22 protein-coding genes are annotated in these 24,989 nt (G+C 66.0%); 17 read left to right on the forward strand and 5 right to left on the reverse strand.

Going from position 1 to position 24,989, the window contains the following annotated elements; genetic code table 11:
* Positions 1-187 precede the first annotated feature (187 nt).
* Positions 188-1,279, forward strand: coding sequence for an iron-sulfur cluster carrier protein ApbC (gene apbC / locus ALVIN_RS05935; RefSeq protein WP_012970415.1), 1,092 nt, complete (start codon positions 188-190; stop codon positions 1,277-1,279).
* Positions 1,280-1,328: 49 nt separating this feature from the next.
* Here apbC and modD read toward each other — a convergent pair whose 3' ends face one another.
* Positions 1,329-2,183: a ModD protein gene (gene modD / locus ALVIN_RS05940; RefSeq protein WP_012970416.1), complete on the reverse strand. Its 855-nt coding sequence runs from the start codon at positions 2,181-2,183 to the stop codon at positions 1,329-1,331.
* A gap of 351 nt (positions 2,184-2,534) precedes the next feature.
* On the opposite strand from modD, the gene ALVIN_RS05945 reads away from it, so the two are divergent.
* The 7 genes from ALVIN_RS05945 (at position 2,535) to ALVIN_RS05975 (ending at position 8,981) form a co-directional block, all read left to right on the forward strand.
* Positions 2,535-3,068: a ferritin gene (locus ALVIN_RS05945; protein WP_012970417.1), complete on the forward strand. Its 534-nt coding sequence runs from the start codon at positions 2,535-2,537 to the stop codon at positions 3,066-3,068.
* A 109-nt stretch (positions 3,069-3,177) separates the two neighbouring features.
* Positions 3,178-4,557: a hypothetical protein gene (locus ALVIN_RS05950; RefSeq protein WP_012970418.1), complete on the forward strand. Its 1,380-nt coding sequence runs from the start codon at positions 3,178-3,180 to the stop codon at positions 4,555-4,557.
* 96 nt (positions 4,558-4,653) lie between these two features.
* Positions 4,654-5,208: a SiaB family protein kinase gene (locus ALVIN_RS05955; protein ID WP_012970419.1), complete on the forward strand. Its 555-nt coding sequence runs from the start codon at positions 4,654-4,656 to the stop codon at positions 5,206-5,208.
* Positions 5,209-5,222: 14 nt separating this feature from the next.
* Complete coding sequence (locus tag ALVIN_RS05960) at positions 5,223-5,618, forward strand: DUF1987 domain-containing protein (protein ID WP_012970420.1); 396 nt, start codon at positions 5,223-5,225, stop codon at positions 5,616-5,618.
* Positions 5,619-5,631: 13 nt separating this feature from the next.
* Positions 5,632-6,453: a GGDEF domain-containing protein gene (locus ALVIN_RS05965; protein WP_012970421.1), complete on the forward strand. Its 822-nt coding sequence runs from the start codon at positions 5,632-5,634 to the stop codon at positions 6,451-6,453.
* Entirely contained in the window at positions 6,446-7,252 is an 807-nt protein-coding gene (locus tag ALVIN_RS05970; RefSeq protein WP_012970422.1) for a substrate-binding periplasmic protein, read from the forward strand. The genes ALVIN_RS05965 and ALVIN_RS05970 overlap by 8 nt, the downstream gene beginning before the upstream one ends.
* A complete protein-coding gene (locus ALVIN_RS05975) occupies positions 7,236-8,981 on the forward strand; it encodes a PP2C family protein-serine/threonine phosphatase (protein WP_012970423.1) in 1,746 nt (581 codons plus the stop codon). The genes ALVIN_RS05970 and ALVIN_RS05975 overlap by 17 nt, the downstream gene beginning before the upstream one ends.
* Here ALVIN_RS05975 and ALVIN_RS05980 read toward each other — a convergent pair.
* Positions 8,974-9,453 carry a DUF2939 domain-containing protein gene (locus ALVIN_RS05980; RefSeq protein ID WP_012970424.1) on the reverse strand — a complete coding sequence of 160 codons (480 nt, stop codon included), beginning with the start codon at positions 9,451-9,453 and terminating at the stop codon, positions 8,974-8,976. The two genes, ALVIN_RS05975 and ALVIN_RS05980, sit on opposite strands and share 8 nt — an antisense overlap.
* A gap of 35 nt (positions 9,454-9,488) precedes the next feature.
* On the opposite strand from ALVIN_RS05980, the gene ALVIN_RS05985 reads away from it, so the two are divergent.
* The 3 genes from ALVIN_RS05985 (at position 9,489) to ALVIN_RS05995 (ending at position 14,338) form a co-directional block, all read left to right on the forward strand.
* A complete protein-coding gene (locus ALVIN_RS05985) occupies positions 9,489-10,757 on the forward strand; it encodes a multifunctional CCA addition/repair protein (protein ID WP_012970425.1) in 1,269 nt (422 codons plus the stop codon).
* A gap of 65 nt (positions 10,758-10,822) precedes the next feature.
* The gene (parC, locus tag ALVIN_RS05990) at positions 10,823-13,069 is read left to right on the forward strand and encodes a DNA topoisomerase IV subunit A (RefSeq protein ID WP_012970426.1); all 2,247 of its coding nucleotides are present in this window, start codon (positions 10,823-10,825) and stop codon (positions 13,067-13,069) included.
* Positions 13,070-13,216: 147 nt separating this feature from the next.
* Positions 13,217-14,338, forward strand: a complete 1,122-nt coding sequence (locus tag ALVIN_RS05995) for a response regulator (RefSeq protein ID WP_043795543.1) — start codon at positions 13,217-13,219, stop codon at positions 14,336-14,338.
* 11 nt (positions 14,339-14,349) lie between these two features.
* Here the strand turns inward: ALVIN_RS05995 and ALVIN_RS06000 are convergent, their stop codons facing one another.
* The 3 genes from ALVIN_RS06000 to ALVIN_RS06010 form a co-directional block, all read right to left on the reverse strand.
* Entirely contained in the window at positions 14,350-14,781 is a 432-nt protein-coding gene (locus ALVIN_RS06000) for a DNA polymerase III subunit chi (protein WP_012970428.1), read from the reverse strand.
* 50 nt (positions 14,782-14,831) lie between these two features.
* On the reverse strand, positions 14,832-15,347 hold the full coding sequence (fabA, locus tag ALVIN_RS06005) for a 3-hydroxyacyl-[acyl-carrier-protein] dehydratase FabA (RefSeq protein WP_012970429.1): 516 nt from the start codon (positions 15,345-15,347) through the stop codon (positions 14,832-14,834).
* A 125-nt stretch (positions 15,348-15,472) separates the two neighbouring features.
* Positions 15,473-17,191, reverse strand: a complete 1,719-nt coding sequence (locus ALVIN_RS06010) for a proline--tRNA ligase (protein WP_012970430.1) — start codon at positions 17,189-17,191, stop codon at positions 15,473-15,475.
* A gap of 176 nt (positions 17,192-17,367) precedes the next feature.
* On the opposite strand from ALVIN_RS06010, the gene ALVIN_RS06015 reads away from it, so the two are divergent.
* From ALVIN_RS06015 to miaA, 6 genes are all read left to right on the forward strand, one after another.
* Positions 17,368-18,429 (forward strand): PilZ domain-containing protein, encoded by a 1,062-nt coding sequence (locus ALVIN_RS06015; RefSeq protein ID WP_043795544.1) that lies wholly within the window; start codon positions 17,368-17,370, stop codon positions 18,427-18,429.
* The gene (locus ALVIN_RS06020; RefSeq protein WP_012970432.1) at positions 18,426-19,958 is read left to right on the forward strand and encodes a bifunctional ADP-dependent NAD(P)H-hydrate dehydratase/NAD(P)H-hydrate epimerase; all 1,533 of its coding nucleotides are present in this window, start codon (positions 18,426-18,428) and stop codon (positions 19,956-19,958) included. The genes ALVIN_RS06015 and ALVIN_RS06020 overlap by 4 nt, the downstream gene beginning before the upstream one ends.
* Before the next feature lies 1 nt (position 19,959).
* The gene (tsaE, locus tag ALVIN_RS06025; protein ID WP_012970433.1) at positions 19,960-20,466 is read left to right on the forward strand and encodes a tRNA (adenosine(37)-N6)-threonylcarbamoyltransferase complex ATPase subunit type 1 TsaE; all 507 of its coding nucleotides are present in this window, start codon (positions 19,960-19,962) and stop codon (positions 20,464-20,466) included.
* Between the two features lie 100 nt (positions 20,467-20,566).
* On the forward strand, positions 20,567-21,955 hold the full coding sequence (locus tag ALVIN_RS06030; protein ID WP_012970434.1) for an N-acetylmuramoyl-L-alanine amidase family protein: 1,389 nt from the start codon (positions 20,567-20,569) through the stop codon (positions 21,953-21,955).
* Positions 21,956-22,021: 66 nt separating this feature from the next.
* Positions 22,022-23,950, forward strand: a complete 1,929-nt coding sequence (mutL, locus tag ALVIN_RS06035) for a DNA mismatch repair endonuclease MutL (RefSeq protein WP_012970435.1) — start codon at positions 22,022-22,024, stop codon at positions 23,948-23,950.
* A gap of 48 nt (positions 23,951-23,998) precedes the next feature.
* Positions 23,999-24,952 (forward strand): tRNA (adenosine(37)-N6)-dimethylallyltransferase MiaA, encoded by a 954-nt coding sequence (miaA, locus tag ALVIN_RS06040; RefSeq protein WP_050750360.1) that lies wholly within the window; start codon positions 23,999-24,001, stop codon positions 24,950-24,952.
* Positions 24,953-24,989: the final 37 nt, after the last annotated feature.

A 24,989-nucleotide genomic window follows, 5' to 3' on the forward strand; every position in this document is an offset into this window, starting at 1 on the left:
CTGCGCGCCCGCGCCCTTGGCCGGGAATTATCTCATGATTCGCGGTCGCCGCAGCCGGGTGTCTCTGGCGCGGAACTCATCCCATGCCTTATCCTTAGCGTTTTTCGCGGTTTTATCCGCGTTGAATTAGCGGCGGCTGATACCAAACTTGCAGCCAGCATCCGACCCAATCCAAGTGGAGTACCCCATGTCCCAACCCACGAAAGACGCCATCGAATCCGCCATCAAGGAGTACAGGGAGCCGCATCTCGGGCGCGACCTGGTCGCCGCCCATGCCATCCAGGACATCGCCATCGAAGGCGATCAGGTGCGGATCAAGGTCGTGCTCGGGTTTCCGGCCAAGGGGATTCAGCAAACCATCGCCGAGGCGCTCACCGAGCGGGTCTCAAAGGTGGACGGCGTCGGCGCGGTCGCAGTCGACGTGAGCTGGGAGATCAAGGCCCATTCGGTCCAGAAGTCCTTGAAGCCCATCGACAACGTCAAGAACATCATCGCCGTGGCATCGGGCAAGGGCGGCGTGGGCAAATCGACCACGGCCGTCAATCTGGCCCTGGCGCTGGCGGCCGAAGGGGCCAAGGTCGGACTGCTGGACGCCGACATCTATGGCCCCTCGCAGCCGCGCATGCTCGGCATCAGCGGCCAGCCCGAGTCGAAGGACGGACGCACGCTCGAACCCATGGTCAGCCATGACATCCAGACCATGTCGATCGGGTTCCTGATCGAGGAAGAGACCCCGATGATCTGGCGCGGCCCCATGGTCACTCAGGCGCTGGAGCAGCTGCTCAACGACACCAACTGGTCGGATCTCGACTATCTGGTCATCGACCTGCCGCCGGGCACGGGCGACACCCAGCTCACCCTGGCGCAGAAGGTGCCGGTCTCGGGCGCGATCATCGTCACCACGCCGCAGGACATCGCGCTGCTGGACGCGCGCAAGGGTCTGAAGATGTTCCAGAAGGTCGAGGTGCCGGTGCTCGGCATCGTCGAGAACATGAGCATCCACATCTGCTCCAAGTGCGGTCACGAAGAACACATCTTCGGTCAGGGCGGCGGCCAGAGCATGTCGGATCAATACGGGATCGATCTGCTGGGCGCGCTGCCGCTCGACATCCAGATCCGCCAGGAGACCGACGGCGGCAAGCCCACGGTCGCCGCTCAGCCCGAGTCGCGTATCACCCAGATCTATCGCGAGATCGCCCGCAAGACCGCCGCCAAGCTCTCGCTCCAGGCCAAGGACTATGCGTCCAAGTTCCCGCGCATCGTGATCCAGAACACCTGACAGCCCGCTCTCCGACCCCTCTCGCTCGCCGGGAGGGGGCGCAAACGGTTCAGGCCGTGAAGCGGACCTGTACGTCCCGTGGCGGAGCCTGATGTGGGGCGCTCGTGACCAGCAAACGGGCGCCGGCGCGGACATAGTCTTCGGCATTGCGCGCGTTGATGCCGCCGGCCGCACCCACCAGCACTGTCAAACCGCGCGCGCCGAGCGCGTCGACGACCTCGGCGACGCCTTCCGGCATGAACTTCTCCAGTTGCAGCACATCGGCTCCGGCCTTGGCCCAGTCGAGCGCTTCCTCCAGGCTATGCACCTCGACCACCACCCGCTTCTCGGGCGCCTGTCGCCGCAGGTCGGCGATGGCCGTGGCGGGTGAGGCGTCGGTCAGGAACTGGCGATGCTCAGCGAATACCAGGATAGTCTCCGACAACCCGCAGCGATGCATCACGGCTCCACCGGCGCGGAACGCCTTGACCGCCAGACGGCGCGTTCCAGGCACATTCTTGCGCGTGCCGGCGACGATGGCGTCGGGATGACCGCGCCGTGCGGCGGCCTGGATCGCCGCCGCGCTGCTGGCCATTCCCGAACACCATTCCATCAGCGTCTGCGCGCTCTTCCAGGCGCGATGCAGCGCGCCGGCCGACCCGGTCGCCGTGAGCAGCGGCGTTCCAGGTTCGGCCGTGCGTCCGGACGGTGCCTGGAGTTCGCTCCGGGCGCCGCACAGCGCAAACAGTCGCACCGCCTCCTCGGTCCCGCAGACGACCATGGGGTCGCGTGCCTCGAACCGGATACGGCCGGCACGTCCGGCGATGCCGAGCGCCTCGGTGGTGAGATCGCCGAAGGGAACGTCCTCGGCGAGCAGGGCCTGGAGTTCGTGGTCGCTGAGCACGGGTGTGTCTGTCGAATACATCAGTATCGTGTCCTTGGGTCGAATCGAGTCTCGCCGATGGGCGGGTGTCGTGTTTCGCGCACGCGTCCTGGGGCCGCGAGCAGACGGGCTTCGCGCGGCCGGCCGTCGCCAAACGCTTGATTCCCTGACATCGGGAGGTCGAAAGGCGGGTTTTTTGGTAGTGTGTCCCAAACAGGGGCCGGCCGCATCGAAAAGCATCAAGGCAAAAAGCAGACCGATCTGCGCGTCTGTCGTCGCCGGCTGGTATTCGGGCGCGACGGATCACACATGGATTACAGTAGGATTCGTCCGGACTCTCGACATCCGCCATGTCGACAGCCTTAGAACCGTCAACTCAGGAGCACGCCCAGCATGATTTCCCAAGCCATGGCTCAGCGCCTCAGCACCCAGATCAATCGCGAACTGTATTCGGCCTATTTCTATCTCGGACTCTCGGCCCAGGCCGAGTCCATGAACCTCCGGGGCGTGGCCGCTTGGTTCTTCGCCAAGCATGGCGAGGAGCAGACGCATGCGCTCAAGATGTACCGCTATCTGATCGACCAGGGCGCAACGGTCGCCTTCAGCGACGTGGCCGCACCGGCGAGCGTCGAGCGCGGCGTGCTCCCCATGTTCGAGCGCACCCTGGAGCACGAGCGCTCCGTGACAGCGGCCATCAACGAGCTGGTCGATCAGGCACTCTCCGAGAAGGATCATGCCACCCACATCTTCCTGCAATGGTTCATCACCGAGCAGATCGAGGAGGAGGCCACGGTCGACGACATCATCGGGCGGGTGCGGCTGTTCGGGGATCAGGGGCAGTCGCTGCTCATGATCGACAACGAACTCGGGGCTCTGGCCAAGCAGATGGCGACCGGCGCGGCGCCCGCCTCCGGTACCGCAGCCTGAGATCGAGGCTATACGAGGCACGCGAGATCCATGGCTAAGAAGTCCGACAAATGCTGTAAGAAGTACCGCGAGGGCAAGCGTTGCAAGAAGTGTCCAAAGGGCTGAACGCTTGAACGCTCGCCTCACCGATCGCTTCTCGCTCCAGCATCACATCGAGCATTCGGCACTCACAGCGGCCGCCCCGCTCCTGGAGGATCTCAGGACCAAGCCGGGGTTGATCTTTCGGCTGGGCATCAAGAGCGCCCCGCTGTTCGTCGGTCAGGCGCTTTTCATCGCCGAGCAGTCGATCATCGACGACGTCGAGGCGATCTATTTCTTCACCCGCGAGGGTGAATTCTTCGAGCGTGTCTTCGCGTCCGTGGTCCCGAACGGGCGTCTGGCCAATCATCGCCTGCCGAACAGCCGCCTGCTGGAGGTCAGCCGGCTGGCGACCTTCTCGGCTTCGCTGCGTACCGTGAGTCTCGACGAGATGCGCCGGCTCTGGAGTCTCTACGACAGCCAGTCGCTGTTCGCGCTCGCCCGCTCGCTCGGTCTGGAGCCGCAGGCTCTGGAGCCGATCTGCGCACGGCACGGCCTGCCGCTCGCAGAGACCATCGTGCATCCCTGGCTCGATGTACGGGTCAAAGCGCTCTTCACCGATCCGGTCTTCGTGCGCTTCGTCTCCGACAAGATCGCCGCCGATCGGCGCGCGGCTCTGAGCTATTTTGCGCAACAGGGGTTGGTCGATGGGCGCGGCCCCTTTGGTCTGGTCGATATCGGCTGGCGCGGCACCATCCAGGACAATCTTGCGTTGCTGCTGCCGAACACACGCTTCTTCGGGTATTACCTCGGGTTGCAGCGCTTCCTCAACCCCCAGCCACCGAACGGTCTCAAGCGCGCCTATGGTCCGGACGCCAACCTGAGTCTGTTCTTCAGTCACCTGCTCGACGCCGTCTCGCCGATGGAGATGCTCTGCAATTCGCCGCACGGCAGCGTCATGGGCTATCGCCTGGAGGGAGGAGGCGCGCATGCGCTGCGTCTGAGCGAGCCGACCGAAAACACCGTCCATGCCGAAGTGGTGCGACACTTCCAGGACGGCGTGCTCTTCGCCTGTCGCCACTGGGCGCCTCATGTCGAGGCCCATTCGATCCGCAGTCAGGATCTGCGCGAGCAGGCCTGCCAGCTCTGGAACGACCTGATCGAGCGGCCCGACCGCCAGGTCTCGGAGGCCTATGCCGCGCTCAAGCACAACGACGTCTTCGGTGTCGGCGGCTTCGTCGACAAGCGTGTCGTGCCATCGCCTTGGCGCATGATTCGCGGGATCGTCTCGCCGGAGGACAGGCGCGCGGTCATCCTCTACATCAAGCAGACCCAATGGAGTTCGGGTCTGTGGCAGCGCCGCGACCTGCGGCCGGTGCATCGCCTGATGCTGATAGCCGCTCTGACCCTGGGGCGGACTTACAAACATCTGCGCATGTGGATGCATTACCATCTCGTGACCAGGCGTTGACGGCATCGCAGATGACCGAGGATTGCATTGACCTCGGCCCCGTTCGGTCGCTACCTTAAGTCATCGATGCGAATTACCGCTCTCAACGAGGCCCGCATGCCGATCGCCACCCAGTACTTCGACGTTCACCAGCGGATGCGCGATCAGGGCGTGATTTTCTCCTTCGTCGGCTATGTCTCCGAGGGCATCCTGTTCTCGCTCGGCGAGGCGCTGAAACAGAAGATGCGCCTGGAGGAGACCGACGCCAATGTCACCAAACGTGTCTTCTCGATCTTCGTCGAACAGGTCCAGAACATCATCCGCTACTCGGCCGAGCGGCTGCACGCCGACAGCGGCACTCCGGCCGAGATGAGTTCGGGCCTGATCACGGTCGGGCGCGATGCCACGCACTTCTTCGTGGTCTGCGGCAACATCGTCGGGCGCTCCGAGGGCGAGGATCTGCGCGTCCGGCTCGATGAGCTGGTGCGCATGGATCCCGACACGATCAAGAGCTACTACCGCGAGAAGCTGCGCGAGCCGCCCGAGGCCGGCAGTCGCGGCGCGAGCATCGGTCTGATCGAGATCGCGCGCCGCTCGACGCGCCCGATCGAGTTCGGACTGACTGAACTCGACGCGGATCGCGCCTTCTTTTGTCTCAAAGCCTATATCTGAATACAGTCCGACCGATGGATAGACTCCAGCTTCCCCAGACCGAGCGCTCGCCCCTGGTCGATTTCGATTTCGACCGGCAGCAGCTGCGCCTTGAAGGCGAGTCCTACCCGGAGGACGCGGCGGCCTTCTTCGGTCCGCTGATCGCGGCCCTGGATCGCTATCTGGAGCGTCTGCGGGCCGAGCCGCCCGCCTCGGCCCTGATCGTGGATCTGCGCCTCGCCTATTTCAACAGCAGTAGCGCCAAGGCGTTCATGAACATCTTCCAGCGTCTGGAAGCGGCGGCGCGCGACGGGATCGAGGTGCGGGTCAACTGGCACTATCAGACCGATGACGAAACCATGATGGAGTTCGGCGAGGACTTCAGGGAGGATTTCCAGGCCGCTCGTTTCGAGCTGTGTGTCTTCGACTGAAACGGGATCCCGTATGTCCATCCACGACCTAGAGCCTCAGGAGACCTACTCGCTCTATGCCCACGAGGAGTCGGTCATCCGCCAGGCCGAGTCCATGCTGGGCAAGCTCGACGATGTCGCCAACGGGGTGCGCGTGCTGGCCCAGGCGTATCGCGAGGGCTATCGCGAGACGGTGCGGCTGGTGCGCATCAGCGATCGGATGCAGGAGGAACTGCATGCGGCCAATCGCACGCTCCTGGATCAGGCCGCCGATCTGCAACAGCTCAACGAAGTCTTGCACAAGGAAATCGAACGGCGCGAGGCGCTCGAACACGAGCTCAGGCGCATCGCCTCGCTCGACGAGCTGACCGGCACCCATACGCGGCGCCATGTGCTCGAACTCGGCGAGCACGAGCAGCGCCGGCGCGCCCGTCATGGCCATGATCTGGCGTTGCTCATGGTGGATCTCGATCACTTCAAGCGCGTCAACGATGGCTTCGGTCATGCCGCCGGTGATCAGGTGCTGCGTGATTTCGGTTTCCTGCTGCGCTCCTGTCTGCGCAAGGGTGATATCGCCGGGCGCTTCGGCGGCGAGGAATTCCTGGCGATCCTGCCCGAGACCGATCTGGCGACCGCCCGATCCATCGCCGAGCGTCTCTGCGATCGGGTGCGCGAGAACCGCACGCTGTGGAAGGATCACGTGCTGGCGGTCACGGTCAGCATCGGTCTGGTGACGGTTCACGGCGATGAGTCGCTGGACAAGGCCATCGCGCGCGCCGATCAGGCGCTCTATCTGGCCAAGCGTGCCGGGCGCGATCAGGTCATGGTCGGGACCGAGCCGGACGTTGATGACTAGGGGCGCGCGCGCGAATGGCGCCACGGGGTGGGGCGATCGTGTCCTGGGTCTGCTCGTGCTCCTGGCGCTCATCACGGGTGCGCCTGTTCCGGCGGCCGAGCACTATGTGGTGGGCGTGGAGAATATCGACTACCGACCCTATCAGGCTGGTCACGCCGGGGACTTCGAGGGCTTCGGGCGCGAACTGCTCGACGCCTTCGCCGCCGAGGCCGGCATTGTCTTCGAGTATCGGCCGCTGCCGCCACCGCGTCTGCTGGCGAGCCTGCTCCAGGATCGGGTCGACTTCAAATATCCCGACGACCCGGGCTGGACTCCCGAAGCGCGCGCCGGTCAGCTCATCCATTACAGCCGTCCCATCGTCGCCTACCTGGACGGCACCCTGGTGCGGCCCGAGCGTCTCGAACAACCGGCGTCGATGCTGCGCGTACTCGGAACCGTGGTGGGTTTCACCCCGCTGGCCTGGCGCGCGGCGCTCGATTCGGGCGCCGTCAGTCTCAGGGAGAACGCCGATTTCAGTGCGCTCTTCCAGCAGGTTCTGAGCGGACGTGTCGATGGCGCCTATGCCAATGTCGCGGTGGCGCGCGATCAGTCGCGGCGTTTGCTCGGACATCCTGACGCCCTTGTCTTCGACCGTCGTCTTCCGTCCGCACGCGGCGACTATCGACTCTCGACCCGCCATCATCCGGTTGTGATCGAACGCTTCGACCGCTGGCTCGTCGAGCGCGCCGACCGGATATCCGCGCTCAAGGAGCGCGCCGGTCTGAGCGAAACGGATCGAAGCCGTGACGCAGTCGACTGAGCTCGCGGCCGGCACGACGCTCAGCCGTATTCCGCTTCGACATGGCCTGACTTTCAAACAGGCGGCCGTCACGCTTCTGGTGGTCCTGCTGCTGGGGCTTTCGGTCGGTACGCTCGAACTGATCCTGGACTGGCGCGCCATGCGCGTCGAGGTCCGTGTGAATCTGGAAAATACCCTGGATCTGGTCGAGGGGTCGGCCGCCGAGGCGCTCTATCAGCTCAATCCCGAACTGGGGAGTCGGGTCGTCGATGGACTCCTGGTCTTCGATCTGGTGCGGTACGTCGAGCTGCGTGACGACTTCGGCCGGGTGCTCGCCAGTCGCCAGAACCCGCCCCTGGGCGCCAGTGCCTTTCATCGCTGGTCCGGGCTTTTCGCCGACATGACCGATTTCAGCCGACCGCTGCGTCAGGTCGAACCCGATGGTGCCCGGACCGAGGTCGGCGTACTCCGGGTCGAGCTGTCGCCCGAGCGGCTGACCGAGCGGTTCCTGCAACAGGCCGCACGTAGTGCCTTCTTCGGCGTTGCGCGCGCGGGCGGCATCTCGCTGCTGGTCGTGATCCTGTTCTATTTCATGATCACCCGGCCGCTGCTCAGGCTGGCGCGCGCCGTCGCCGAGATCGACCCGACACGCCCGGGGTACTGGCCGACGCCCGAACTGCCCGGCCATGGGCACGACGAACTGGGTCTGCTGCTGGCGCATCTGCGCCGGCTCCTGGGCGCCTCGCAGGATGGACTCGATCAGCGCGACCGGGCGCAGGCCGAGCTGACCGCGCTCACACGCGAGCTGGAGCAGCGCGTCCAGGAGCGCACCCAGGCACTCGAACAGGCCATGCTCGATCTGGAGACGCGCAAGGACGAAGTCGAGCGCGCCTTCGAAGAACTCGACTGGACCCATCGGCGTCTGAGTGAGGCCAATCGGCTCTTGCTCGAAAGTCATGCCTATGCACGGCGCATCCAGACCACGATGCTGCCCGATCCGGCGGTGCTCGGCGATGATGCCGGCGAACTCCGTGTCCACTGGGAGCCATTGCATCTGGTTGGCGGTGACTGGTATTGGCTGGAGCGGCGCGGCGATCAGTGCCTGATCCTGCTCGCCGACTGTACCGGGCATGGTGTGCCGGGCGCCTTCGTCACGCTGGTGCTGGCCTCGGTGACGGAGCAGGTGTTACGCGAGACGCCGGTCTGGGAGCCGGCGACGATCCTCGCCGACATCGACCGCCGGGTCAGGCGGCGTCTGGGTCAGGACCGATCGAGCGGCTGGACCGGGCTGGATTCCGACGATGGACTCGACGCCGCCGTCCTGCTGTGGGAGGTCGGATCGGGCACTCTGGAGTTTGCCGGCGTGGGCAGCATTCCGCTGCTGTGCCTCGACCCGGACAAGGGAATCGGCACGCTTCGCGGCACACGCGGCCATCTCGGCTACCAGAGTCTGAAGCCGCCGGCCGCCATCGCCACCCAGCGCCTCGTCCTGGCGCCCGGCGCGACCCTCTATCTGCTGACCGACGGTCTCACCGACCAGATGGGCGGCTCGCCGCGCCGCCTGCTTGGGCGGCGACGCCTCGTCGAATGGCTGGAGTCGCACGCCGCACTCGGTCTGAACGACCAGATCGCCGGGCTGTGCCGGATGCTCGCCGATTACCGCGCCGAGGAGTCGCGACGCGACGACATGACCCTGATCGCCTTCAGGCCGATCGTCAGGCCGCCGCTCGGAGCGGACGGGATCAAATGATGTCGGTGATCGTCCACTGGGTACCGATCCGCGACAGACGGATGTGGGTGGCGTTCTCGCCGAGCCGGCCGAGCCGGATCAGGAAGCGGTCGTAGGACTCGAAGAAGGCGAAATCGACCGCGCCGATCAGATAGGGCGGACTCTGGCCCGTGACGCGCGTGATCGCATCGCCCAGCGCCTCGCGCACCCAGTCGAGCGTGATGGTCTGCTCCAGGGCCGAATCGCCCAGCCGCTCGACATTCTGCTGAATCCAGCCGCTGACGCTCTGCGGATCGGCCGCCGGAAGCATGCCGCTCACCCCGGCCGACAGACGGCGCTTGTAATTGGCGCGGATGGCTGGAAGATCCACCAGGGTGGCCAGCTCGGTCGTGTCCGGGCGCACGAGGGCGCCGTCGAGCCGATAGAGGCTGTAATAGGGCCAGAGACCATAGGCGATGAGCGCCAGGAGCAGGAGATAACCGATGAATCGCATGAGCGTCGTCTCAGTGTCAGTAGTGGAGCGATCGATTGAAGTCTAAACCCTTTAGCGGCGCGGGCGCGACCCAGGGACTCGAAACCTATCTGGTCGGCGGCGCCGTGCGCGACCTTTTGCTCGGACGCACCACGCACGAGCACGACTATGTGGTGGTCGGCGCCAGCGTCGAGGAGATGCTGGCCCGAGGTTTTCGGCAGGTCGGCAAGGATTTCCCGGTCTTCCTGCACCCGGAGAACCAGGACGAGTACGCGCTCGCCCGCACCGAGCGCAAGACCGCGCCCGGTTATCGCGGCTTCCAGGTCCAGGCCCACCCTGACGTGACGCTGGAAGAGGACCTGCTGCGGCGTGATCTCACGGTCAATGCCATGGCGATGGACGCCGACGGCCGGGTGATCGACCCGCATGGCGGTCTGGCCGACCTGAAAGCGCGTATCCTGCGCCACGTCTCGCCGGCCTTCGCCGAAGATCCGGTGCGCATCCTGCGTCTGGCGCGGCTGGCCACGCGCTTCGTCGGACTCGGTTTTCGCATCGCCGAGGAGACGCTTGAGCTGACGCGCGCCATGGTCGCGGCCGGCGAGGTCGACGCCCTGGTGCCGGATCGCGTCTGGCAGGAGATGTCGCGCGCGCTCGGCGAGGAGCGGCCCGCGCGCTTCTTCGAGGTGTTGCGCGACTGCGGCGCCCTGGCGCGTCTGCTACCCGAGATCGACCGTCTCTGGGGCGTGCCCCAGACCCCGAAATGGCACCCGGAGATCGACACCGGGGTGCATGTGATGATGGTGCTCGACATGGCGGCGCGGATCTCGCCCGAGCTGGAGGTCCGTTTCGCCGCGCTCTGTCACGACCTGGGCAAGGGCACCACGCCGCCCGAGATCCTGCCCAGCCATCATGGCCACGAGGAACGCGGTCTGCCGATGGTGGAGGCCATCTGCGACCGCTTCCGCGTCCCCAACCGCTGCCGCGAGCTGGCGCGCCTGACCGCCGCCGAGCATGGCCGGGTCCACAAGGTCGATGAACTGCGCACCGGCACCATCCTGGATCTCTTCGAGCGCACCGACGCCTTCCGCCGTCCCGAACGCTTCGAACAACTGCTGGTCGCCTGCGAGGCCGATTTTCGCGGGCGCGGCGACTATGCCGAGCGTTCGTATCCGCAGGCCGATGTCTGGCGCCGTCTGTTCGAAGCCGCCGCAGCGGTCGACGCCGGTGCCATCGCACGCGCGGCGCGTGAGCCGCGCCTGATCCATCAGCGCATCCGCGCCGCGCGGCTGGAGTCCATCGGGCGCGTTCGTCCGGATTTGTCTTGATGCCGTGCATGTCGCATCATGCGTTTCCCTGATCGAACGAAACCTCAAGAACCCAAAGATTGCCGATGCCGGACACTGCCATCTACACCGCCGAGGGCCTCGAACGCCGCCCGCTGAAGGACTTCACCGAAAAGGCGTATCTGGACTATTCCATGTACGTCATCCTCGACCGCGCCCTGCCGCACATCGGCGACGGCCTGAAGCCCGTGCAGCGGCGCATCCTCTATGCCATGTCCGAACTCGGACTCTCGGCCACGGCCAAGTTCAAGAAGTCCGCCCGCACCGTCGGCGACGTGCTCGGCAAGTTCCATCCGCACGGCGACTCGGCCTGTTACGAAGCCATGGTGCTCATGGCCCAGTCGTTCAGCTATCGCTATCCGCTGATCGACGGGCAGGGCAACTGGGGTTCACCCGACGATCCCAAGTCGTTCGCCGCCATGCGCTACACCGAGTCGCGGCTGACGCCCTATGCCGAGCTACTGCTGGCCGAGGCCGATCAGGGCACCATCGACTGGCAGCCCAACTTCGACGGCACGCTCGACGAGCCGCGCCTGCTCCCGGCGCGCCTGCCGAACCTGCTGCTCAACGGCGCCACCGGCATCGCGGTCGGCATGGCCACCGACATCCCGGCGCACAATCTGCGCGAGGTCGCCCGCGCCTGCATCCATCTGCTCGAACATCCGGACGCGACCCTCGAAGACCTGGTCCGGATCATCCCCGCGCCCGACTTCCCGACCGAGGCCGAGATCGTCACGCCCGCCGACGAGATCCTCAAGCTCTACCGCACCGGCAACGGCAGTCTCCGGCAGCGCGCCCGCTACACCCGCGAGCAGGGCGACATCGTCATCACCGCCTTGCCGTATCAGGTCTCGGGTAGCCGGGTGCTGGAGCAGATCGCCGCGCAGTTCAACGCCAAGAAACTGCCCATGATCGAGGACTTCCGCGACGAGTCCGATCATGAGTATCCGACCCGTCTGGTCATCGTTCCGCGCTCCAACCGGGTCGACGTCGAGCGGCTGATGTCGCATCTGTTCGCGACCACGGATCTAGAGCGCAGCTATCGCGTCAATCTCAACCTGATCGCGCTCAACGGCCGCCCGCGCGTCATGGATCTGCGCGAGATCCTGAGCGAGTGGCTGATCTATCGCACCGAGACCGTGCGCCGACGGCTCCAGCACCGGCTGGAGAAGGTGCTGGAACGCCTGCATCTGCTCGACGGCCTGCTGATCGCCTTCCTCAATCTCGACGAGGTGATCCGCATCGTGCGCACCGAGGATGAGCCAAGGCCGGTGCTGATGGAGCGTTTCGGACTGACCGAGCCGCAGGCCGACTATGTGCTCAACACCCGCCTGCGCCAGCTCGCGCGTCTGGAAGAGATGAAGATCCGCGCCGAACAGGCCGAACTGGCCGCCGAACGCGACGGTTTGCAGCGTCTGCTGGGCGACGAGCGCGCGCTCAAGGGTCTGGTCCGCGACGAGATCGCCGCCGATGCCGAGCGCTATGGCGACGCACGTCGCTCGCCCCTGGTCGAACGCGCCGCCGCTGCCGCCATCGACGAAACCGAGCTGACTCCGAGCGAACCGCTGACCGTCGTCCTGTCCGAAAAGGGCTGGGTGCGCGCCGCCAAGGGGCACGAAGTCGATGCGACCACCCTGAGCTATCGTGCCGGCGACGCCTTCCTGAGTCTGGCGCGACTGCGCAGCAACCAGACCGCCGTCTTCCTCGACTCGACCGGGCGCAGTTATGCGCTCCCGGCGCATACCTTCCCCTCGGCGCGCGGCCAGGGCGAGCCGCTCACCGGACGGCTCGACCCGCCGCCCGGCGCGCGCTTCGTCACCGTGCTCGGCGACAACGCTGAGACGCGCTATCTGCTCGCCTCCGATGCCGGCTATGGCTTCATCGTCCGCTTCGATGAGCTGATCGCCAAGCCCAAGGGCGGCAAGGCGGTGCTGACCCTGCCGGACGGGGCGCGCCTCCTGGACCCGGTGCGTATCGCCGGGATCGAAGGCTCCAGCGTAGCCGCCGTCACCACGGCCGGGCATCTGCTCCTGTTCCCGCTCGCCGAACTGCCCGAGATGGCGCGCGGCAAGGGCAACAAGATCATCGGCATCCCCGCCGGACGCGCCGGTGCCGAGGGCGAGCGTCTGATCGCCGTCGCCGTGGTGGGGGAGGGCGCGAACCTGACCGTCCTGTCCGGCAAGCGCGAACTCACGCTCAAGCCCGCTGATCTCGCGCTCTACCGTGGCGAGCGTGGACGGCGTGGTAAACTGCTGCCGCGCGGTTTTCAGCGAGTGGAGGGGCTGCGGGTCTGAGCGGGCGACTTGGCGCTGTTTCCGAGAATCGCCCCACGGCTTTGCCGGGTCCACACAAACTGGAGATCCCTTGTCAACTGTCATTAGATCGATGGTCCGCGCCGGACAGGAAGGACAACGCCCCCTCGACCTCATACCGGAGACTCAATGATGGATGCTGGTCTGGCGACGATCCTCATCGTCGACGACTCGCCCGAGAACCTGGCGGTGCTCAGCGAGTTGCTGCAAACCGACTACCGCGTGCGCGCCGCCACATCGGGTGACAAGGCGCTGCGTGTGGTCAAGACCGCACCCAAACCGGATCTGATCCTGCTCGACGTCATGATGCCGGAGATGGACGGTTACGAAGTCTTCTCCCGTCTGCGCGCCGACAGTGAGACGCGCGACATTCCGGTCATCTTCGTCACCGCCATGGACAGCACCGAGGCCGAGATCCGCGGGTTGGACGTCGGCGCGGTCGACTACATCGCCAAGCCGATCGTGCCGCCGATCCTGCGTGCGCGCGTCCACACCCAGCTCGAACTCAAACAGGCGCGCGACTGGCTCAAGAACCAGAACGACTATCTGGAGATCGAGCTGGCGCGACGCATGAGCGAGAATCTGGTGGTTCAGGACGTCAGCATCCATGCCCTGGCGCATCTGGCCGAGATCCGCGACCCCGAGACCGGCAACCATCTGCGCCGCACCCAGGGCTATGTCCGCGCGCTGGCCGAGTACCTGTCCGATCATCCGCGTTTCGCCGATTTCCTCACGCCGCATGCCATCGATCTGCTGGTCAAGTCCGCGCCCCTGCACGACATCGGCAAGGTCGGCATCCCGGATCACATCCTGCTCAAACCCGGCAAGCTCACGCCCGAAGAGTGGGAGATCATGAAGACCCACGCCAAACTCGGGCGCGATGCCATCGAGCAGGCCGAGCGCGACGTCGACCGACCGCTCGAGTTCCTCGTCATGGCCAAGGACATCGCCCACTACCATCACGAGCGCTGGGACGGCAAGGGTTATCCCGAGGGACTGGCCGGCGACGACATCCCCATCGCCGCACGGCTCATGGCGTTGGCCGACGTCTTCGATGCGCTCATTTCGCAGCGCGTCTACAAGCCGCCGATGTCCTTCGAGGAAGCCTACACGATCATCGTCGCCGGGCGTGGAACCCATTTCGATCCCGACGTGGTGGATGCCTTCATCATCCGCTTCGATGAATTCCAGGACATCGCGATCCGTTACGGCGAGGCCGAGACGGCGGCTCTGGCATTCGCCGTCGGTTGATGGGGCGCGGTCTATAACCGAATCTTGTGGTGATCGGGTTCGTAGCCGCGTTCGCGATACGCCCGAAAACGCTCGCGTCCGGCCTGACGCACCGCCGGGTCGTTGTCGACCAGATCGCACAGCCGTTCGAAGCGTTCCAATCCCGCCGGCAGTGCGCGTGAGAGATTGAGGAGCACCGGGCAGCCGTGTTCCGAGGCGCCGTCCAGGCTGATGAGGATGGGGGTCAGGTCCGTATCCACTGTCCCGACCAGACCATGCGGCAGGAAACTCTCCTGCCGCATGGTCCAGAGCAGACGGTCGAGATGGCGCGCCTCCTCGCGATCGGGGCAGAGGATGAGTACGCGCAGATCCTGGGCGCGGATACGCTCGACGAGCCGACAGGCCAGGATGAAGCGATCACCCCGGCTGTCGGGTTCGAGACTGTAGAAATCGACTCGAGTCACGTCGCGACCGGCTCGTCTTCGCGTTGCTCCGCGTTCCAGGTGTTCACGGCCTAGAAGCCGTCGGTCGAGGTGAAGAGTCCGACGCGCAGATCCTTGGCGGTATAGATGGTGCGTCCGTCGACCTGGACCACGCCGTCGCCGATGCCGAGCACCAGCTTGCGGCTGATGACGCGCTTCATGTCGATGTGATACGTCACCTTGCTCGCCGTCGGCAGCACCTGACCGGTGAACTTGACCTCGCCCACACCCAGTGCCCGGCCATGTCCGGGATTGCCGATCCAGCCCAGATAGAAGCCGACCATCTGCCAGAGCGCGTCGAGTCCCAGACAGCCGGGCATCACCGGATCGCCCGGAAAGTGGCACTCGAAGAACCAGAGATCCGGGCGGATGTCGAGTTCGGCCAGGATCTCGCCCTTGCCGTTGGCGCCGCCGAAGTTGGCGATGCGCACGATGCGATCCATCATCAGCATGTTGGGCGTCGGCAACTGGGCATTGCCCGGGCCGAACATCTCGCCGCGCCCGCAGGCGAGCAGTTCATCGCGAGTGAAAGAGGCTTCTTTGTTCACATTCGATCCTAGATTGAGGCACGCGGGGCGTGCTGGAGGCCGGGCGACACAGGGCCGCGTCAGGCGTTGGGGGTTGATTTCGAGGCGGCGGCTCCACCCGGACGATGGAGTCCGCCCGCCGGGTTTCAGGCGCGCAGACGCTCGCGCACGAATTCGACGATGGTGTCGATCGGGATGAGCTGCATCTCCGCGTCGGCGCGGCCCTTGTACTCGACCTGTCCGTCGTCGAGTCCCTTGTCACCGACGACGATGCGATGCGGGATGCCGATCAGTTCCATGTCGGCGAACATGAAGCCGGGGCGCGCATCGCGGTCGTCGAGCAGGACGTCGATCCCGGCGGCCTGGAGTTCGGCATAGAGCTTCTCGGTCGCCTCGCGCACCCGGTAGGACTTGCCGAGCTTCATCGGCAGCAGCGCGACCTCGAAGGGCGCGATCGGCGCCGGCCAGCAGATGCCGCGCTCGTCGTGATGCTGCTCGATGGCGGCCGCGACCACGCGCGAGACGCCGATGCCGTAACAGCCCATGGTCATGACGGTCGCCTTGCCGTCCTCGCCGAGCACCGTGGCCTTCATCGCCTCGCTGTATTTGCGACCGAGCTGGAAGATGTGCCCGACCTCGATGCCGCGCGCGATGGTGAGCGTGCCCTGACCGTCCGGACTCGGATCGCCCTCGACCACGTTGCGCAGATCCGCGACCTCGGGCAGCGGCAGATCGCGGCCCCAGTTCAGGCCGAACCAGTGCTTGCCGTCCTGATTGGCCCCGGCGCTGAAGTCGGCGGTGACGGCCACGGTGCGATCGACGATGCAGGGGATCGGCAGATCCTTCGGCCCGAGCGAGCCGGGGCCGGCACCGATGGCGGCGCGGATCTCGGCCTCGGTCGCCATACGCAGCGGCGAGGCGACCTGGGGCAGTTTCTGAGCCTTGATGGCATTGAGCTCGTGATCGCCACGCACCAGGAGCGCGACCAGATCGGCGTCGATCTCATCCGAAGCCGCGACCACCAGGGTCTTGACCGCGCGCTCGATCGGCTGATCGAATTGTGCCACCAGATCGGCGATGGTGCGCGCCTCGGGCGTCTCGACCAGACGCGCGTCCTCGGTCGGCGCGGGCGCTGTCTCGGCCAGGGCCACGGCTTCGGCCAGTTCGACGTTGGCGGCATAGTCGCTGCCGGTCGAGAAGGCGATGGCGTCCTCGCCCGAGGAAGCCAGCACATGGAATTCGTGCGAGGCGCTGCCGCCGATGCTGCCGGTGTCGGCGCTCACCGGGCGGAAATCGAGTCCGCAGCGAGTGAAGATGCGGCAGTAGGCCTCGTGCATGCGCTGGTAGGTCTCGGCCAGCGAGGCGTCGTCCAGATGGAAGGAATAGGCGTCCTTCATCAGGAACTCGCGCGCGCGCATCACGCCGAAGCGCGGCCGGATCTCGTCGCGGAACTTGGTCTGGATCTGGTAGAAATTGATCGGGAGCTGCTTGTAGCTCTTGAGTTCGTTGCGCGCCAGCTCGGTGATGATCTCCTCGTGCGTGGGGCCGAAGCAGAACTCGCGCTGATGGCGGTCCTTGAAACGCAGCAGTTCGGGGCCGTATTGTTCCCAGCGCCCGGACTCCTGCCAGAGTTCGGCTGGCTGCACGGCCGGCATGGAGACTTCCAGCGCCCCGGCGCGGTCCATTTCCTCGCGCACGATGCGCTCGACACGGCGCAGCACGCGCAGTCCGAGTGGCAGCCAGGTGTAGAGACCGGCGGCGAGTTTGCGGATGAGACCGGCGCGTAGCATCAGCCGGTGACTGGCGATCTCGGCGTCGGCCGGCGTCTCTTTGATGGTCTGGAGCGGAAACTCTGAGGTGCGCATCGGATCGGAAATCTCGACAGGTAAAGCGCGGAAGTCTATTGGTCCGGCGACGTCGAAACAACACCCGGCACGCAAAGAGCCGTATGCACTCGATGGTTGGGGCCGAAACCCTCGGGTCGATGATGGTAGAGTAATGCGAGCCAGTCGCGAACAGTTCTCATGTGGAAAGCGTATCAATGACTCAGTCGGAACCGGGATCGATGGCCATGGAGAGGCGCACCCAGGCACGTATCGACCTGCGGATTCCAGTCGAGCTGACCATTCCCGGTCAGAATGCACCTGTACGTGCCGTCACGCGCGACCTCTCCTGGGGAGGCGCGCTCCTGCATCTTGCCGATTGCCCACCCAACGACGTCGACATCCTGGTGCTGAGCCTGCCATGGCGACGGGGTAAATCCATCCGGGCGCGCGCGCGGCTGCTACGCGCGCGTCCGCACGATGAGGGCGGGTATCTGGCCGCCGTGCGCTTCATCAGCCTGTCGCCGCGCAGCCAGAGTCGCCTGGAGCGACTGCTCAGGATGCTGTACCCCTCGGACCCCACGACAGGGGCGAGTGGCAGGAATGCCTTGTTTCGCGAGCTGGAGGTGACGGTCTGCGACACCGAAGAGCTGCGCCAGAAGCTGTTGCAGATCCTCGAGGGCCACTATACGGTGACTGTCTTCGAGGCCTATCAGGTCGGGCAGAGCATCAGCCTGTCGATCACCGGCACCTTCGATCTGCCGAGCATCCGGCTGCGCGCGCGCGTCTCGAAGGTGCGCAAGTCCGAGGTCAAGGGGTTCGACTGGGCCGAGCTCTACACCCTGTCGCTCGAATTCGAGCATCCGAGCAATACGATTCGCACCTTCGTCGATCTGGTCCTGAATCGCTTGTCCGACACGGAGGACGAAAGCTCCGTTTTCAGTTATCTGGAGGGAGCGCCGGATTGGCTGCGATCGGTGGCGGCGGCGACGGCGCGCTCCAGCGCGAGCGCCCAGAGCACCGAGGCCGCCGGCAGGGACGAGATCCGATCCTGTCTGGAGTCCGAATTCCCCGATGCCATCGCGCGGCTCGTCGCCGGCTGGGGCCATGTCGCCGACTTCGAGATGGTCTTCAGTAGCCTGGTTCTGAGCCGTAACGACCTGCCGGATGCCTGGTCGCGGGAGGCCTGGGAGGAGCTGGAGATGCTCCAGAGCGTTCATGATTGCGCCTACGGGGTCTCGACGCACCGTCTCAGTCTGCTCAAGGGCGGACGGCTGTGAGGCGCGCTCGCCTGAATCGACCGCTTCCGGACGGCGGTCGTCTGCCCCATGCACTCTACCGCGCCGAGCAGGTGCGCCGCCTCGATCGTCTGGCCATCGAGCGTTTCGGTGTCCCCGGGATCGAGCTGATGAACCGTGCCGGAGCGGTGGCCTATCGGGTGCTGCGCGCGCGCTGGCCGAACGCGCGCCGTCTCACCATCCTGGCCGGGACGGGCAACAACGGCGGCGACGGTTATGTGGTGGCACGGCTGGCGCGCGCCGATGGCCTGGACGTGCGGCTGTTGCAGCTCGGCGAGGTAGATCGGGTGCGCGGCGAGGCCGCCCTGAGTCTGGCCGCCTATCGCGACGCCGGCGGTATCATTGAGGACTGTCTCGGCTTGCCGCGCGAGACCGATCTCTATGTCGATGCGCTGCTCGGTACCGGGCTGGAGCGTCCGGTGGCGGGTCGCTGGGCCGGGGCCATCACGGCGCTCAACGCCCAGCGCGCGCCCGTGCTAGCGCTCGACATTCCCTCCGGACTCCACGCCGACACCGGGCGCGTCCTGGGCGTGGCGGTGCGGGCGAGCGCGACGGTGTCCTTCATCGGACTCAAGCCGGGACTCTTCGTCGGTGCCGGCGCCGAGTATCGGGGTGAACTCCACTTCAGCGCGCTCGACGTCCCGGCCCAGGTCTACGCCAGCGAGATCCCGGCGGCGGCCCGGATCGACTGGGCGCGTGAATCGCGCCTGCTCGCACCCCGTTCGCGGATGGCGCACAAGGGCGATTGCGGTCATGTTCTGGTCGTCGGTGGCGCGCCCGGCATGTCGGGTGCGGTGCGTTTGGCCGGCGAGTCGGCCCTGCGCGCCGGCGCCGGGCTGGTGACGATCGCCACCCATCCGCGCCATGCCGACTGGCTCAATCTCGATCGGCCCGAGCTGATGGTCTCTGCCGTCGCGCACCCTGACGACCTGGAGGCCCTGATCGAACGAGCCGATGTGATCGCGATCGGTCCGGGATTGGGGCGGACGGACTGGGGGCGCGGACTCTGGGCGCGCGTGCGAACCCGGCCGCATCCGCTGGTGGTGGATGCCGACGCGCTCAATCTGCTGGCCGAATCCCCCGGCCCCGGGCCGGACTGGGTGCTGACCCCGCATCCCGGCGAAGCGGCACGTCTGCTCGGTGTCACGACGGCCGAGATCGAATCCGACCGTCTCGCCGGCGCGCAACGCCTCCAGACGCGCTTCGGTGGGGTGGTGGTACTCAAGGGCGCCGGCTCCATCGTGCATGGTCCGGCACCGCGCGTCCCGGCCGTTTGCAGTGACGGCAACCCCGGCATGGCGACCGCCGGCGCGGGCGATGTCCTGACCGGTGTGATCGCCGCCCTGCGTGCTCAGGGGCTGGAGGCCGAGGACGCCGCGCGCGCCGGTGTCTGCCTGCACGCGGCAGCGGGCGATCACGCCGCGCGCGCCGGCGAACGCGGCCTGATCGCCACCGACATCATCGCGTCTCTGCGCGCGCTGTCCAATGGCCTCACCGAGGTGGACCCTTAAGATGGAAACGACCCTGGAGATCGAACTCGACACCCCCGAGTCACAGATGGCCTTCGGCGCGCGTCTGGCTTCGGCCCTGAAGCCGCCCTGCGTGATCTTTCTCGAAGGCGATCTGGGTACGGGCAAGACCACCCTGACTCGTGGTATCCTGCGCGGCCTCGGACACTCCGGTGCGGTACGCAGCCCGACCTATACCCTCGTCGAACCCTATGCTTTGACGGGGTTCGAACTCTACCATTTCGACCTCTATCGCCTGGGCGATCCCGAGGAGCTGGACTATCTCGGGCTGCGCGACCTGTTGGGGAGTGCCTCGATCTGGATCGTGGAATGGCCGGCGCGCGGAGCCGGTCTCCTGCCCAAGCCGGATCTGTGCATCCGGCTCGTTCATCTTGACATGGGACGGCGTCTGACACTGATGGCGATGAGCCCATCGGGCCAGACCCTGCTTGCTGACGTGATTTCTACCGCCGATGTCGTCTTTGCGCCACATCTTCGAGCCGATACTTGAAAAACATCCTCTAATCGACGGAGTTGACTTGGAAAGATCGGCGATGACCTGCTATCTTTTAAGCGACGCTCGTACCCCATCCAGGCTTCGAGGCGGCATCGTGAACAGGCTCATCGTGCTCTTTCTGCTACTGATCGCTCTGCCCGTGTCGGCTGTCGCGGTGGAGGTCGACTGTCACTGGAATTCAGAGAATTCGGGTAGAACCCAGTTGCTCCTCGGCGTCACGGCGCCGGTCGCGCACCGCATCTTCGCCCTCGATCAGCCCGACCGGGTGGTGATCGACATCGCCGGGGCCCGGCTGCGGGGAGCCTTGCCGGCGGCACGCACCGACGACCCGGTGCTGATCGGTGTGCGCGCCGGCGTGCGACCCAACGGGGATTTGCGGATCGTGCTCGACCTCAAGCGTCCGGTGCGCGTCAAGAGTTTTGCCGCCAAGGCCGGTGGGCGACAGCCCCAGCTGGTCGTCGAGCTCCTGCCCAAGTCGCCTCAGGCCGCCGGATTCCAAACCGTCTCCAATCAGACTCCGGCCCCGCCGGTCTGGTCGAGCCGTGGGCGCACGGCCATCGTCGCGATCGATGCCGGGCACGGGGGCGAGGATCCGGGGGCGATCGGGCCGAACGGCACGCGCGAGAAGGACGTGACCCTGGCCATCGCCCGCAAGCTGGAGCGCATGATCGAGCGCGAGCCTGGGATGCGCGCCGTGATGATCCGTGATGGCGACTATTATGTCGGACTGCGCGAACGCACCCTGATTGCGCGCGAGCACAAGGCCGATCTCTTCGTCTCCATCCACGCCGATGCCTACGACAATCCGGAGGCGCAGGGGTCGTCGGTCTATACGATCTCGCATGGCGCAGCCAGCAGCGAGGCGGCCAGTTGGCTGGCCGACCGCGAGAACAAGGCCGATCTCATCGGCGGCGTGGATTTGGCGACGAGCGACGATGTGCTGGCCTCGGTGTTGCTCGACATGACGCAGAACGCGACCCTGGAGCACAGTACCGAGGCGGCCACCTCAATGCTGCGTTATCTCAAGCGTGTCGGCCCGGTGCACAAGAGCGATGTGCAGCGCGCCGGTTTCGTGGTGCTCAAGTCGCCCGATATTCCCTCGCTGCTGGTCGAAACGGCCTTCATCAGCAATGTCCATGAGGAACAGCGACTCCGCAGTAACGCCTATCAGCAGCGCATGGCCGAAGCGATCCAGGCCGGGATCAAGGGCTATTTCGCCAAGTATCCGCCTCAGGGTCTGCTGGCGGCCGACGCGGGCCGGAGCATCGAGCGTTCCGGTTCCAGCGCCGCGTATGGGCTGAGATCCGCGTCCAGCACGCGCCCGAGCGGTCTGCGTGAGTATGTGATCAGCCAGGGCGATACCCTGTCCGGCATCGCCAAGCGCCATCGCGTGAGCCTCAGTTCGCTGCGTGCCGAGAACGGCCTCGGCGAAACCGATATGATCCAGGTCGGGCAGGTCATCGCCATCCCGACCGATTCCTGACGTCTTTCGGGTGGAGCCACGCCGGCTCGACCCTGAGTCGGCGTTTCGTTCGTCTTTCATCCATCCATGTCCAATCCGATTCGCGTCCTCTCCGATCATCTCGTCAATCAGATCGCTGCCGGCGAGGTCGTCGAGCGTCCGGCCTCTGTGATCAAAGAGCTGATCGAGAACAGTCTCGACGCCGGCTGCGCGCGGCTGGAGATCGATGTGGAGCAGGGCGGCATCAAGCGTCTGCGCGTGCGCGACGACGGTCGCGGTATTGCGCGCGATCAGCTTGCACTGGCTCTGGCGCGGCATGCGACCAGCAAACTCTTCGAGCTGGCCGACCTGGAGGCGGTCGGTACGCTCGGCTTTCGCGGCGAGGCGCTGCCGAGCATCGCCTCGGTGAGCCGGTTGACCCTGACTTCGCGGGTGCGTCCGGATTCGGACGACGCCGCATCCGATCGGGCGGGCGACTCGGCCTGGGAGGTCGCGGTCGCCATCGATGGACGTCTGGAGGGGCCGCGACCGGCTGCGCATCCGTCGGGGACCAGCGTCGAGGTCCGGGATCTGTTCTTCAACACGCCGGCGCGGCGCAAGTTCCTGCGCACCGAGAAGACCGAATTCGATCATGTCGATCAGGTGGTGCGTCGTCTGGCCCTGGCACGCCCGGATGTGGCGCTCGAACTGCGTCACAACGGACGGGTCGTCCATCAGTTGCCGGCGGCCGATGGGCGGCCCGAGTCCGTGCTCGCACGCCTGGATCGGCTGCTCGGGGCGGGATTCGCCGAGCAGTCGCTGGAGATCGACGTCTCGGCCGTGGACTTGCGCCTGCATGGCTGGGTGCGGCGTCCGGCCTTCTCGCGCAGTCAGCCGGATCAGCAGTTCTTCTATGTCAATGGGCGCCTGATCCGCGATCGGCTGATCACCCATGCCATTCGTCAGGCGTTCAGCGATTTTTTGCATCAGGCGCGTCATCCGGGCTATGTGCTCTTTCTGGAACTGCCGCCGCGTCTGGTCGACGTCAACGTCCATCCGGCCAAGCACGAGGTGCGGTTTCGCGAGTCGCGTCAGGTGCATGATTTCATCCAGCGCGCGCTGCAACGGCGTCTGGCGCAAGGCGTGTTGGGCGGTGCCGAGTCGGATGCGCCGATGCCGGAGACTTCCGGCATGGCGGCGGGGGCGTTCGGTGGCGCTCCAGACAGGTTGGCCGGATCACCCGGAGGGGGTGGCGACAGCGCCATCCAGTATCGATCTCCGCCGCCGCGAGCGTCCGGTGTCGGGACACGTCACCCGACTTCCGCGCTCGGCGTCGGCGATGGACGGCGGGTCTATCAGGCGTCATTGGCACTTCAGCGCCCAGCGGTGGACGCGGCACGCGCCGCCCGGGCAGGCGGCGATACCGAGCCATCCGTAGCCGCCGCGACCGATCTCCCGCCCCTCGGCTTCGCTCTGGCTCAGCTCAACGGCGTCTATCTGCTCGCCGAATCGGCCGAGGGGCTGATTCTGGTCGACATCCACGCCGCCCACGAGCGCATCGGCTACGAACGGCTCAAGCGCGCCTGGAGCGCGGGCCGGGTGACGAGCCAGCCGCTGCTGGTGCCGCACAGTCTCCAGGTCGACCCGCGCGAGGCCGATCGTCTGGAGGAACAGCGCGAGACACTGGCCCGTCTCGGTCTGGTGCTGGATCGTCTCGGCATCGACCGGGTGGTGGTGCGCGAAGTGCCGGCGCTACTGCGGCAGGCCGACATGGACGCCCTGGTCCGCGATCTGCTCGCCGATCTCGCGGCGCAAGGGGAGAGCACCCGCCTTGAAGAGGCCATCGACAGCGTCCTGGCGACCCTGGCCTGTCATGGCTCGGTGCGCGCCAACCGCCGCCTGACGCTCGACGAGATGAACGCCCTGCTGCGCGACATGGAGCGCACCGAACGCATCGACCAGTGCAATCACGGCCGTCCGACCTGGGTTCGGCTCTCGCATGCCGATCTCGACCGACTCTTTCTGCGTGGACGCTAGACCTTGACCGACCCGACACTCGACACCCGCCCCTGGGCGATCCTGCTCATGGGGCCGACCGCCTCGGGCAAGACCGATCTGGCCATCCGACTGGCCGAGCGTCTGCCGTGCGAGATCATCAGCGTCGACTCGGCCATGATCTATCGCGGTCTGGACATCGGCACCGCCAAGCCCGACCCCGAGATCCTGGCGCGCGCCCCGCATCGCCTCATCGACATCCTCGACCCGACCGAGTCCTATTCGACCGCGCGCTTTCGCGAAGACGCTCTCGCCGCCATGACCGAGATCAGCGCACGCGGACGCATTCCGCTCCTGGTCGGCGGCACCATGCTCTATTTCCGTGCCCTGCAACAGGGATTGGCACGGCTGCCGAGCGCCGATGCCGAGGTGCGCGCCGAACTGGAAGCGGAAGCCGAGCGCCTCGGCTGGGCTGCCATGCACGCGCGTCTGGCCGAACTCGACCCGGACGCCGCCAGGCGCATCCATCCCAACGACCCCCAGCGCATTCAGCGTGCGCTGGAAGTCCAGGCGCTCAGCGGACGTGCGATGAGTGACCTGATTCGCGACGCCGAACACACAGCCCTGCCATTCAGGCTGCTGAAACTTGTACGCGCGCCGGGCGACCGTGCCATCCTGCACGCACGCATCGAGCACCGTTTTCGCGTCATGCTGGAACTTGGCTTGGTCGACGAGGTCTCTCGGCTCTGGGCGCGCGGCGATCTGACGCCGGATCTGCCTTCGATGCGCTGCGTCGGCTACCGGCAGGTCTTGAACTATCTGCTCGGCGAAAGCACTTGGGAAGACATGGTGCAACGCGGCATCATCGCCACCCGTCAACTCGCCAAGCGGCAGATGACCTGGCTGCGTGCCGAGCCGGACTGTCACTGGCTCGACGATGAACCTGATCCGTTGACGACCGCACTCAGGCTCATCGCGTCCACACTCAAGGACGAGGGACAGTCCACAGGTTCGCCGTTTGATGGCCGCCTGAACGACACCTGATGCATTCACTGGAGAGTCTTGCGCGGAGCGGTGGTTC

It is taken from the genome of Allochromatium vinosum DSM 180, from assembly GCF_000025485.1.
GTDB lineage: Bacteria > Pseudomonadota > Gammaproteobacteria > Chromatiales > Chromatiaceae > Thermochromatium > Thermochromatium vinosum.